9 protein-coding genes and 1 pseudogene are annotated in these 11,937 nt (G+C 61.1%); 7 read left to right on the plus strand and 3 right to left on the minus strand.

Annotated elements, in window-relative coordinates:
* Positions 1 to 127 precede the first annotated feature (127 nt).
* Positions 128 to 1,084: a LysR family transcriptional regulator gene (locus M0D68_RS33410; protein ID WP_143131744.1), complete on the plus strand. Its 957-nt coding sequence runs from the start codon at positions 128 to 130 to the stop codon at positions 1,082 to 1,084.
* Positions 1,085 to 1,121: 37 nt separating this feature from the next.
* Here M0D68_RS33410 and M0D68_RS33415 read toward each other — a convergent pair whose 3' ends face one another.
* Positions 1,122 to 2,258, minus strand: coding sequence for a nucleoside hydrolase (locus tag M0D68_RS33415; protein ID WP_256457912.1), 1,137 nt, complete (start codon positions 2,256 to 2,258; stop codon positions 1,122 to 1,124).
* 74 nt (positions 2,259 to 2,332) lie between these two features.
* On the opposite strand from M0D68_RS33415, the pseudogene M0D68_RS33420 reads away from it, so the two are divergent.
* Positions 2,333 to 2,467, plus strand: a pseudogene (locus M0D68_RS33420) (LysR family transcriptional regulator); the annotation flags it as partial.
* A gap of 207 nt (positions 2,468 to 2,674) precedes the next feature.
* On the opposite strand, the gene M0D68_RS33425 reads toward M0D68_RS33420, so the two are convergent.
* Positions 2,675 to 3,622, minus strand: a complete 948-nt coding sequence (locus tag M0D68_RS33425; RefSeq protein WP_093638473.1) for a hypothetical protein — start codon at positions 3,620 to 3,622, stop codon at positions 2,675 to 2,677.
* Between the two features lie 125 nt (positions 3,623 to 3,747).
* On the opposite strand from M0D68_RS33425, the gene M0D68_RS33430 reads away from it, so the two are divergent.
* The 5 genes from M0D68_RS33430 to M0D68_RS33450 all read left to right on the plus strand — a co-directional run bounded on the left by M0D68_RS33430 (position 3,748) and on the right by M0D68_RS33450 (position 10,705).
* Positions 3,748 to 4,593: a M15 family metallopeptidase gene (locus tag M0D68_RS33430; RefSeq protein ID WP_054036462.1), complete on the plus strand. Its 846-nt coding sequence runs from the start codon at positions 3,748 to 3,750 to the stop codon at positions 4,591 to 4,593.
* Positions 4,594 to 4,621: 28 nt separating this feature from the next.
* Positions 4,622 to 4,750, plus strand: a complete 129-nt coding sequence (locus M0D68_RS33435) for a hypothetical protein (RefSeq protein ID WP_266226574.1) — start codon at positions 4,622 to 4,624, stop codon at positions 4,748 to 4,750.
* Between the two features lie 111 nt (positions 4,751 to 4,861).
* Positions 4,862 to 8,764 carry a type VI secretion system membrane subunit TssM gene (tssM, locus tag M0D68_RS33440; RefSeq protein ID WP_093638465.1) on the plus strand — a complete coding sequence of 1,301 codons (3,903 nt, stop codon included), beginning with the start codon at positions 4,862 to 4,864 and terminating at the stop codon, positions 8,762 to 8,764.
* A complete protein-coding gene (gene tagF / locus M0D68_RS33445; RefSeq protein ID WP_054036464.1) occupies positions 8,761 to 9,753 on the plus strand; it encodes a type VI secretion system-associated protein TagF in 993 nt (330 codons plus the stop codon). Before tssM ends, tagF begins: the two co-directional genes overlap by 4 nt.
* 4 nt (positions 9,754 to 9,757) lie before the next feature.
* Complete coding sequence (locus M0D68_RS33450; protein WP_266226576.1) at positions 9,758 to 10,705, plus strand: OmpA family protein; 948 nt, start codon at positions 9,758 to 9,760, stop codon at positions 10,703 to 10,705.
* An 83-nt stretch (positions 10,706 to 10,788) separates the two neighbouring features.
* Here M0D68_RS33450 and tssA read toward each other — a convergent pair whose 3' ends face one another.
* Entirely contained in the window at positions 10,789 to 11,898 is a 1,110-nt protein-coding gene (gene tssA, locus M0D68_RS33455) for a type VI secretion system protein TssA (RefSeq protein WP_093638457.1), read from the minus strand.
* Positions 11,899 to 11,937: the final 39 nt, after the last annotated feature.

Below are 11,937 nucleotides of genomic sequence, written 5' to 3' on the forward strand. Positions count from 1 at the left end.
TAGACCACTAACAATTCAAGGAAAGGCACCAAAGCCAGAACAAGGAAAGGCCAAAACCCTAAGAACCCGGCCAATGCCGCCGCCAAAGGCAAAAAAACACCCCCTCTCACCAACAGGAGTTTGCATCGTGATTGACAGAATAACTGCAATGCGGACATTCATCCGAATCGTGGACACCAACAGCTTCACCCGCGCAGCGGAATCCCTGAACATCCCTCGCGCGACGGCGACAACCATCGTCCAGAATCTGGAAGCGCTGCTAGGCACAGCCCTCCTAACCCGCACAACGCGGCGCCTGAGCATCACGCCAGAAGGCGCAGCCTACTACGAACGCTGCGCCCAAATCCTCGCCGACATCGACGAAATGGAAGCGAGCCTCCGTCACGCAACGGATAACCTGACCGGCCGCCTACGCATAGAAATGCCCGGCGCGGTAGCGAGCACCATCGTCCTCCCAGCACTGGAGGACTTCCATGCCCGTTATCCGAATCTCGATCTCGCCATCGGCATCAGCAACCGCACGGTTGACCTGATCTCGGAAGCTATCGACTGCAGCATCCAGCTAGGCGAATTGCCCGACTCGAATCTGATCGCGCGGCAATTGGGCACCCTCGAGCACGTGACATGCGCAAGCCCGGCTTATCTGGCCCGACATGGCACGCCCGCCGACCTCGACGATCTGCGCGGACATGTCGCCGTCAATTGTATGTCGCCGCATAACGGCCGCGAAGTCGACTTCGACTTCGAAGTGGACGGCGAAGCGCAAAACGTCAAGGTCAGAGGCTTCGTTAAAGTCAGCGACGAGCAGGCTTATCTCACCTGCGGTTTGCAAGGCCTAGGGTTGATTCAGCCCGCGCGAATCGCCGCACAGCCCTACCTCGATTCGGGACTGTTGCGCGAAGTACTGCCGCAGTGGAAACCTGTGCCGATGGCGGTTTCGGTCGCATATGTGAAAAACCGCCGGGTGTCGCCTCGCGTGCGAGCCTTCGTCGACTGGCTTGCGGAGTTGTTTGAGCAGACCGAACATGTCGATCAGGACTTGTCGCGAGTGCGTCAGTTATTGCGCGGCCTGCATCCCGCTTGAGGCGGGTTTCATGCAGGCCCGCAACATCACGGACGCGTTAGTTCGGTAGTGTCACGGGTACCGGACGTGTCAGCAGATCAACGTAGAAATTGAAAAAGGTCGGATTGTCGAAGCGTTTCACCACTGTCATCTTCTGCAAACCCGCCGGCGGCGAACTGGTGTAACCGGTCGACTTGCCGTCATTGGCGCCAAAGCTCATATCCACATCCACCCATTCATCCACTGTCTGCGTCGCGAACGACGGATGCATCAGATACGCCAGCGTCAGCGTGTCCCAGATATTCGTGGTGTAGTTCGGATTCGTTTCAAAACCGTTCTTCCCGTCGAACCCATAGCCGTTCAAGGTCTTGAATAGTTGCGTGATGATGGTCTGTTTGTTCGGATCGTGCGCAACGCGGTCGTACAGCGCTTTGTCCATCTTTACGGTGTCCGTCACGTCGAGCGGAATCACCACCTGTTTGATCGGCAGGCGCAACACGGTCTTCGCCGCTTCCGGATCGAACCACCAGTTGAATTCAGCCGTCGGTGTCGTGTTGCCAGGCACGTCGATCGCACCACCCATGTAGATGATCTGTTTGATCAGCGGCACGATCTCTGGGTGCTGACGCGTGGCGAGCGCGATGTTGGTCAGCGGGCCGATCGCCAGAATCGTCACTTCGCCAGGATATTGCTTCACCGAATCGACGATGAAATCCACCGCGCTCTTGCCCTGCAATTTTGTGTGCGTGGCGAAGCCGTCAGGCGGTGCAACGAGGTCGCTGTCCGATTTCGGCTCGGGCGTATTCCACGCGCCGAGATAGCCGTCCCCGCCCGGGAATTGCTTCTGTTCGGCCTGGATGGTGGCGAAATCATGCGATAACGCATAATTGGCGCCCGCATAGACGCCGATCTGATTTTCAACGCCAAGACGCTCAACCGATTTCAATGCATCCGCTACGCCCTGCTTCAACCATTGATTGCCGGACACTACTGTAATACCCAGTACTTTCAGCGAACCCTGCGCCTGCAATTGCGCAGCCATTACGCCAAGCTGGCCGTCGTCGCTCAGTGTGTTGTAGTCGCTGTCGATAATCACCTTAGGCGGATTCGTCTGCGCATTGATATCGTTCCCGCTACACGCCGAGAGCGCCGAGACGGCTACCACGCAGGTCAACGCAACGAAAAGTCCCTTCACCGATGTCTCCTTTTTGTGCAGTCATACCGCTCGAATAAGCGGGTTCATCATAGACGTAATATCTGCCGCCGCTCGTGCCTGAGTTTCTTGCGAACCATCCCGCCATTGCGCTCGACATCGTTCTGGGCGATCAGGTGGTGGACCTGCTTGAACAGTGCGCTGATATCGCACCGCGCAGCGGTCCGCTGAAGAATTCACAACTGGTAGCGCGCAAGCCGGGCGACGCGGAGCAACGCAGGATCGAAGTACCAGTGGAAGGTAATGCGCAGGTCGGCGGTGGTGGAACGAATGCGCGTCGAGTGACGCGCATCGCTAGCTGTGAAGCCGCAGATTCACAAAACGCTGCGACAGCGAATGTGAATTGCGTGGACCGCATGTGCCGCGAGTCACGAAGACGCGCGGCGCATTACGCGAACTTACGGCTGACGTGCCTGCGGCGCAGCCCCCGGACAAGCGGGGTCTTTACCCCAATGCCCGTCGCACACGCGCCAGCGGCACAACTGGTCTTCGAAGAAGCCGCGTTGCCCACACTCTTTCACGCGTTCGGCCAGCTTGGCGTTCCCAGGCGCAGCCGATGCACTGACCTTGGTGGCCGTGCTGCCGTCTGCCGCTTTCGCGTCAGCCGGTTTGGTGCGCGCCACGAGTGCAGCCAATAGATCGGCATCCGAATCATCTTTCGAAGCATTACCGGCAGGGCGCGATTTCTTCGTTTGAGCGACCGCGGTCGGCGCGCTCGCGTGATGATTGCTTGCGCTCGCGCTTTCCTTCTTGCTGTGCGCCGCTGTGTCGTGTTTCGCATTGCTGGCGACAGCCGTGGAGGAGCTCTTACCGTGCTTTGCCGCCGGCACCGTGACCGCCGACGCAGCCGTTGCGGACGCAACCGGTGTAGACGCGGTGCTCGGCTCAGCGCCATCGGCAAGCGCGCGCGATAAGCGGCTTCCATCACCGCTTGCAGGCTCACCCGCGGATGCCGCTGGCGCCTTGCTGTCGCTGTCATCAGCAACGATCGTGGCCGCTTGCGACGACGCTGCAGCCGGCGCCTCCGCTTTCGCAGTGACCTGCGCAGCACCGCTCGCGGCGGACGCCGGCACAGCAGCTTTCGTGGCGTTGGCGGGCGTGGCTGACGCCAACGACTCCGTCTGCACACGCTGCTGCATATGCCACGCGCCCCAACCGCCGGCAGCGATCACCAGCAAGGCGACCAGCAGCAGCGGCGTTTTCGACCGGCGTGGTTTATCGGTAGGCGGCTCGACGCGGCCTTCCAGATTCGCGAGAATTCGCGAACCATTGCCATCGGCGCCCTTAGCCTTATCGGATAACAGGCTAGGTGGGGCTTTGGAATTCGAACTTTCCGGCGCACTCATTCACTGTCTCATTGAATCCTGGATTATTTCGCCGTGATAATACCGTTCCGGCTCCTCTCCGAGCAGGCCTGATTCTAAGAGCAAGCATTACAAAATACAATTGTTTCCAATTTCCGGGGTCGACTTTGATTGCCGTAGTACTTCTCGCCTATTTCGCCTTCGCCGTTGTGATCGCCGCAATGCTGCTATTGCCGGCGGTACGCGCCTCTTTATTAGGCGCCGCACTCGCCATTCATGGCCGCGTTATGCGCGGAGCATCTCAAGGTGCTTCACGTGCTCGCGGTCAATTAGTGCGTTCGGCAAAAATTTCGCAATCGACTGCAGTCGATATGCAAAAGTTACTGGCAAAGCGGCGCTTGCTGATTTTTACCACCACAGGTATTCTTGCGACGCCGCCATTGGTGGCATTGGCTTTACGCGGCAGGCAATTATTCCAATTCGATGACACTGCACGGGTACCGGACGAGAAAATTGCCGCGTTATTGAATGGCGAACAGCTCGTGCCCCCGCCGCCGCTGCCGCCCGAGGTATTTGCAACGCAGGAAGTGGAGCAGATTCGGCCCGCGCTGAAAGACGCGAGCCGCGACTGGAATTTGCTCGACGCCGATTTCAGAACGCGTTTATTGCTCGTTTACAAAATCATGCACGAGCAGTACGGGTATGAAATGGCATTGCTGGAGGGTTATCGCAGTCCGGAGCGGCAAAACCGCCTGGCGCAAATGGGGGGCAACGTCACCAATGCCGCAGCGTTTCAAAGCTATCACCAATACGGTCTTGCCGCGGACAATGCGTTTTTGCGCGACGGCAAGCTCGTCATTTCAGAAAAAGATCCCTGGGCCATGCGAGGCTATCAGTTATACGGACAGACGGCCGAACAGGTCGGCCTGACGTGGGGTGGCCGTTGGAAATTGATGGATCTCGGGCACGTTGAATATCACAAACCCGGCTTCGTCCTGGGGCGTGGTCATTAAGGCGAAGTGGGCAATAAAGAGGTTGGCAATGGGGCGTTCAAGCAAATTTTCTGGCAAAAGTCGGCAATGCCGCCTGCATAACGGCATTCGTCCCATCGCCATCGGCGAAACATTCCACGGCGGATTTAACAATCCGGCCGCATTCACCTTCGCCTGAATATGCTTTCGATTTATTTCAAACGCGGCGCTGGCAGACTTTGCCCGCGCTCGCACCATGCTGTTTGTCACACACGCGCCACAACACACATCACCAAGACCTGAACGGCCTATGCGACGCATTCTTAACGTGTTGACCCATACACGCACGCTCTCGATCATCGGCTTGCTCGCGCTCGCTGCTGTTTTGTTCATCGGTGCCGATACCTTGCAGATCGACCTGATGTGGCCTGCCATCGTGCTCGGCGCGGTGATCGCGCTATGGCTGCTGGTGTGGGTGGTGCGCCGCCTGCGCGCGCGGCGCGCGAACAACAAGCTCGGCGAAATGCTCGAGCAGCAAGCCGAAAAACAGACCGAAACCGGCCCCGCCCCAACGCCCGCGCGCCAGGCCGAACTCGACGTGCTGCGCACGCGCCTCGTCGACGCGGTGAAAACGATCAAGACCTCGAAGATCGGTCAGATGTCCGGCGGCTCGGCGCTGTATGAGTTGCCCTGGTACATCGTGATCGGCAACCCGGCCGCAGGCAAGAGCAGCGCCGTGCTGAATTCCGGTCTGCAGTTTCCTTTCGCTGACAAGAACAACGCCGTGATTCACGGCATCGGCGGTACGCGTAACTGCGACTGGTTCTTCACGACCGAAGGCATTCTGCTCGACACCGCCGGCCGCTATTCCGTGCACGAAGAAGACCGCACCGAATGGATCGGCTTCCTCGGCCTGCTCAAGCGCTTCCGGCCAAAAGCGCCGATCAACGGCATCATCGTCACGGCGAGCATTGCCGAGCTGACCAGCAGCAAGCCCGAATTTGCGATCAATCTCGCGAAGAACCTGCGCCAGCGCGTGCAGGAGTTGACCGAAAAGCTCGAAGTGTTTGCGCCGGTGTATGTGATGTTCACCAAGGCCGACCTGATCACGGGCTTCACCGAATTTTTCAGCGGCAGCGACCGCCACGAATACGACCGCGTGTGGGGCGCCACCCTGCCCTACGAGCCGGACGAAAAGCGCGACGTGGTGGGCCTCTTCGACGAGCACTTTGAAGAGCTCTACGACGGCCTGAAAGAAATCAGCGTTGCGCAGATGTCGATCAACCGCGGCAACAAGCTCTCGCCGGGCCAGTTGAGCTTCCCGCTCGAATTCTCGACGATCAAGCCCGCATTGCGCGCGTTCCTCGCCACGCTGTTCGAAACCAACCCGTTCCAGCACAAGCCGATTTTCCGCGGTTTTTACTTTACCAGCGCCCTGCAGGAAGGCGAGACCAACAGCGCCGCCGCCACGCGCATCGCCAACCGTTTCGGCCTCTCTGCCGACAGTCTGCCCAAGCCGCATAGCGCGTTCTCGAAGAACGGCTTCTTCCTGCGCGACCTGTTCTCCAAGGTGATCTTCGCCGACCGGCAGACCGTCAAGCAGTTCGCCAGTCCCGCCAAGACGCGCATGCGTTATGCCACGTTCTTCGGCTTCGTCGCGGTGCTCGCGTTGGCGCTCGGCGGCTGGACGTGGTCGACGATCGGCAATGAGCAGCTCGCCGACAACGTCAAGGCCGACCTCGACAACGTGGTGCGCCTGCAGCAGAACCGCAACGACCTGCAATCGCGCTTGCAGGCAATGGACATTCTGGAAGACCGCATCGACCAGCTCGAACAGTTCCGCCGCGACAAGCCGCTGGCCGTGTCGCTCGGGCTGTATCAGGGCGACCGCCTCGAGCAGCACTTGCTCACCGAGTATTACAACGGCGTGCGCCAGATCCTGCTCGACCCGGTCTCGCAGAATCTCGCGTCGTTCCTGAAGGACGTCAATGCGCACCCCGATCAGCTCGCGCCGTTGAACCGCACGCCGGACGCCGCAGCGATTCCGGTGTCCGCGCACACTGCCATGGCGGCGAACAGCCAGGGCGGCCTGTATAGCGATGCGTCGCCGACCAACGTCGAAGACGCGTACAACGCACTCAAGACCTACCTGATGCTGAGCGACAAGCGTCACGTGGAAACCGCTCACCTGACCGATCAGGTCGCCCGCTTCTGGCGCGGCTGGCTCGAAACGAATCGCGGCAACATGCCCCGCGACGAGATGATCCGCAGCGCCGAGCGCATGATCACCTTCTATCTGTCGCGCGTGTCCGACAACGACTGGCCGATGATCGACCAGAACCTCGGACTCGTCGACCAGACCCGTGAAAACCTGCGCCGCGTGGTGCGCGGCATGCCGGCTCGTCAGCGCGTCTATGAAGAAATCAAGGCGCGTGCGTCGACCCGTTTCGCGCCGATGACGATCGCGCGCATCGTCGGCGAAAACAATACGGCGCTGGTGGCCGGCAGCTACGCAATCCCCGGCACCTTTACGCGTGAAGCGTGGTTCCAGTACGTGCAGCCGGCGATTCGCGATGCCGCCACCAAGGAATTGCAGGCCAAGGACTGGGTGCTCAATACCTCCGCGCACGACGACCTGACGCTCGAAGGCAGTCCCGAGCAGATCCAGAAAGCACTCGTGGCGATGTACAAGACGGAGTACGCAATGCACTGGCAGAAGTTCATGCAGGGCATTGCCGTGCAGAGCTTCGGCAGCTTCGGTCAGGCGGTGGATGCAATGAACCGTCTCGGCGACCCGCAGGATTCACCAATCCGCAAGGTCCTCGAAACCGCGTACGACCAGACTTCGTGGGACAACCCGTCGCTCTTCAACGCGAACCTGAAGCGCGCGCAAACCGGCATGACGAGCTGGTTCAAGAACTGGTTCTCGCGTGCGCCGACCGGCCAGTTGAACGCCAACATCGACATCAACGGCAATCCGGTCGAAGTGCCGATGGGACCGATCGGCCAGGAGTTTTCGGCACTGGGTCGCATCGTCGTCTCGGGCGACAACGGCTCGATGTTGAAGGGCTACATGGACACGCTCTCGAAGGTCCGTACGCGCTTCAACGTGATCAAGAATCAGGGCGATCCGGGACCGGGCGCACGTCAGCTGATGCAGCAGACGCTCGACGGCAGCGGCTCCGAACTGGCCGATTCGCTGAAGTACGTCGACGAACAGATGCTGACGGGCCTCACCGATTCGCAACGCAAGGCACTGCGCCCGCTGCTGGTGCGTCCGCTGATGGCGGCGTATGCGGTGGTGATCCAACCGGCTAGCGTCGAAGTCAACAAGGTGTGGAACGCGCAGGTCTACCAGACCTTCCAGGGGTCGCTCGCGAACAAGTATCCGTTTGCAGGCGATGCGAAGGTCGAAGCCGGCGCCGGCGAAATCGCCCAGGTGTTCGGGCCGGACGGCGCGATCGCCAAGTTCGTCGGTACGACGCTCGGGCCGCTCGCGGTGCGCCGTGGCGACACGCTGACCTCACGCACATGGGGCGATATGGGTCTCGCGCTGACGCCCGACTTCACCAGCGGTTTCGCGCGCTGGGTGGCGCCGCTTGCCGGTGGCGCGGCGACCTCGGGTGGTCAAAGCTCGGCCGAACCGCAGACCGTATTCCAGATCCTGCCGCAGCCGAGCAGCGGCACCACGGAATACACGCTCGCGATCGACGGCCAGCAGATGCGTTACCGCAATACGCCGCCGCAGTGGACCAACTTCGTGTGGCCGAATCCGTCGGGCTCGCCGGGCGCGACGCTGAACGCCACGACCTTCGACGGCCGCACGCTGCAACTGGTCAACGAACCGGGCCGCTACGGTCTGGAGAAGCTGATCAACTCGGCGCAACGCAAGCGCCGTCCGGACGGCACCTTCGATCTGTCGTGGACGCAAGGCAATGTCACGGTTGCGGTCAGCATGCGCATCATCAGCACCTCGCAGGCCTCGGGCAGCGCCAGCAGCGATGCACCGCAACAGCAAAGCCTGCGCGGCTTGCGGCTGCCGTCGTCGGTGGCGGACGTGAGCGCCGCGGCGAATTCAGTCAATGCGACGGCCGCGGGTGCGCCAGGACCAACAGGAACAGCGGGCACCGCGCCCGCTGCCGCACCGGCCTCACCAGCGGCACGGCCGGCCACGGCCGCCGCCGCGGTTTCGAACACAGGGGGTGCGCAATGACGCAAACCGTGCAGGCGCAAATCGCCTACTTCGGCAAGATTCCGTCGCGCGGCGACTTCGTCAAAAGCGCGCATAACCCGCAATTGCTGGCCACGCTCGACCGCTGGATCGCCGAGGCCATGGAGTTGCTCACTGACGATCCGCGCTGGAAGATCGTCTACGAAAACGCCAAGCCGATGCACTTCGCGTTCCTCGGTTCGCGCAGCAAGCTGGCGATCGCCGGGCATATGGTGGCGAGCCAGGATCAATCGTCGCGCCGCTTTCCGTTTCTTGCCGCCACCGCGCTGGAAGTAGAAAAGCCACTGACGTTCCTCGCGCACAGTCCGCTGGCCTTTGCGCGCCTGTGGTCGCGCATCGCCTCGCAGATGAAGCCCTTGCTTGGCGTGAGCGAGCCGGCCGGCGCGTTGCACGCGCTTGGCGAAACGCAAGTGCCGATCGAAATCGGCGGCGGTCCGGGCAATCCGCACGACGGCACCTTCAACGACTTCGTCGAACATCAAACGCTCTCCGGCCTCGAACAGATGCTGCTGGCGAGCGGCCATCCGGTGCGCCTGCGTGGCGCGATGCTGGCGCTCGGTTCGCTGCTGCGTCCAGTGATGCAAAGCGGTTCGTCGCATCTCGAACGCGGGCTCACACTGCCACTGCCGAACGATCCATTCTATCGCTCACTCGTCGCCGCTTTCTGGCTCGAACTGATCGCACCGTTCGTCTCGCAGGCCGATTTCGAACTGGCGATTTTTATCGGCACGATTGCCGAGCGCGAACGGCTCATCATCGGCTTTAACGGCGCCTCGGCCAAAACGCTGCACAGCGTGGTCGATCCGCAGGCGTACGCGGCACACAACATCGATATCGACGATCCCGAGTGGATCGACGAACACGCACAAAACGACCATGGCATCAGCAAGCTCGTCAGTTACCTCGACCAACCGCAACTGTCGTTGCGTGTCAGCATCGACACGTTCCGCGAAGCATTCACGGGAGCGTGACACGATGTTGAGCAAACCCACGCGCATTGCCTCGCTGCTGGCCGGCCTGCTCATCAGCGCGCTCGCCCACGCCGACAACGACGGCCCGGCACGCGTCACGCCGGTCGACAACAGCGGCATGGCGATTCGCACGACGGTTCTGCCGTCGGCACAGTCGGGCACTGCGGGTCCGGCGGTCAGCACGGCCGGCCTCGCCAGCGGCACCACGGGCGCCGGCACCGGCGCGATCAGCGCAGCGCCGCCGCCGGCCAATGCAACGCCGGGCCAGGTGGTGGTGGGCGGAAAGGTGCCGGATGAAGCGACCAAAGCGGCCGTGCTCGCACGTCTGCGCGACACCTACGGCTCAGCCAACGTGGTCGATCAGATCGAAGTCGCCGACGTCGCGACGCCGCCGAACTGGTCCGCCAACGTGCAGAAGCTGATCGGCCCGCAGCTGAAGCAGATCAGCAAAGGCCAGTTGAAGATCGACGGCACGCAGATCGACGTGAAGGGCGAGGTGCATAACGAATCGCAGCGCCAGCAGCTCGCAAGCGATATGGCGAACGCGCTGAATCCGACCTACACGATCAAGAACGGCTTGCGCGTGAGCGCGTCGGAACAGGGCCTGCTCGACCAGACATTGGCGAATCGCACGATAGAGTTCGAGACGGGCAGCGCGACACTTACCCCGCAAGGCCGCGCGATTCTCGATCAGATGGCGGCCGTGTTGTCGAAGATGCAGACGAAGACGGTGGCGATCATCGGCCATACCGACAACTCGGGCAATCGCACCTCGAATATCGCACTGAGCCAGGCGCGTGCGGATGCGGTGAAGGGTTATCTGGCCGCGCGGGGCATTCCGCCCGAGCAGATGACGACCACAGGAGTTGGTCCGGATCAGCCGATCGCATCGAACGATACGACCGACGGGCGGGCGCGTAATCGGCGTATTGAGTTTCGCGCAGGGTCTTGAGTTGCTGCTCGCTTGACCTTATGAATTAAAAAAGCCTGGCACCGATTTCGATGCCAGGCTTTTTTCTTGCGTTCAGGGAAGTTCTAGCTATTTTCCTCGGGCTTCACGCCCAACAACTCGCGAATATGCGCGAGCGAGCCGTCGTCCTTCACCACCGAAGACAACCACTGATGCAAAGGCATATCCGCGCATTCCGCCGCCTTGTCCGCGAGGTACGCAGCAGGGTTATGCGGCTCGGTGCTGCGAAAGAATTTGGCCACGGCACGCAACTGCGCGACGGCTTGCGCACGGCTCTGGATTCCTGCAATCGGACTGATCGTGGTCGGTATGGTCGTCAACACGGGTTCCTCGCGTTGCGGTGAAGTCTTGAAGGTAGGCTCGGCGCGCTCGTGTTCTTCTGGCTTCGGCGCCTTCGGCAGTGACGCTTCAGCGCTGACACCCAGTTCGCGTGCGAAGCGTTCCGCCAACCGGTAGACGCTCTCGTACGCATCTTTCGCCTGACGGAAACTCGGCGCTGAATCGCCCGCGCGCTGGTCCAGTTGCTGTTCGAGTGCGAGCATCGCCGCTTCGAATGCTTTCAGATCGACCAGCAGGGTCGAATAGAACGCCGGCGGCGTGGCGCGTTTTGATGCTTCAATCTGCTCGATGGAAGGCTTGCCGCGCGCGATATCGTCGGCGTGATCCGGATCGCGCTTGACCGCTTGCGCGACATGCGTAGCCACGTCCCAATCGATCGTGCTGTACGAGCTGCCTTGCGACGACGTGAGCGGCATCGCCCGCAAGAGATCACCAGTGCGGCCCATCAGCCACGCGACGTTGCCAAGGCGATACTCGGTGTCGTCGCCTTCCGGCAACGGATGCACGTGATCCCAGTACTTTTCGCACAGCCCCGTCAGCAGCGCATAGCCTTGCGTGAGACCGGTCACGCCCTCTTCGATGGCCAACGCTTCGGTGAGCCAGACAGCGAGGCGCAGGTCTTTGGTCTGCGTCTGCAGCAGATTGCTGGAGCGTTCGACCACGAATGGCCAGTCGGCCTCCTTGATATCCGTGACCCATTCGCCCTGGTCGAGCGACGGGTCTTCGAATCGGCGCGCGTGCTGAATCGCGTCGAAATCCGCCGAAAACAGCAGGTCGTCGCCACAAGGCGAGGCTTCGCTGATCGGCGCCAGCAGCGTATTCAGATTAGTCGGCATGACAGAAAGCAATAAGGTTCCGGTACGGCATTAAAACAG

Origin of the sequence: Paraburkholderia sp. SEWSISQ10-3 4 (genome assembly GCF_030464785.1) — a bacterium.
GTDB classification, from domain to species: Bacteria; Pseudomonadota; Gammaproteobacteria; order Burkholderiales; family Burkholderiaceae; genus Paraburkholderia; species Paraburkholderia aspalathi.

Coding starts and splice junctions, on each gene's coding strand:
- M0D68_RS33425 (WP_093638473.1), bottom strand. CDS start 3,622: ATGAGTGCGCCGGAAAGTTCGAATTCCAAAGCCCCACCTAGCCTGTTA.
- M0D68_RS33435 (WP_266226574.1), top strand. CDS start 4,622: ATGGGGCGTTCAAGCAAATTTTCTGGCAAAAGTCGGCAATGCCGCCTG.
- tssM (WP_093638465.1), top strand. CDS start 4,862: ATGCGACGCATTCTTAACGTGTTGACCCATACACGCACGCTCTCGATC.
- tagF (WP_054036464.1), top strand. CDS start 8,761: ATGACGCAAACCGTGCAGGCGCAAATCGCCTACTTCGGCAAGATTCCG.
- M0D68_RS33450 (WP_266226576.1), top strand. CDS start 9,758: ATGTTGAGCAAACCCACGCGCATTGCCTCGCTGCTGGCCGGCCTGCTC.
- tssA (WP_093638457.1), bottom strand. CDS start 11,898: ATGCCGACTAATCTGAATACGCTGCTGGCGCCGATCAGCGAAGCCTCG.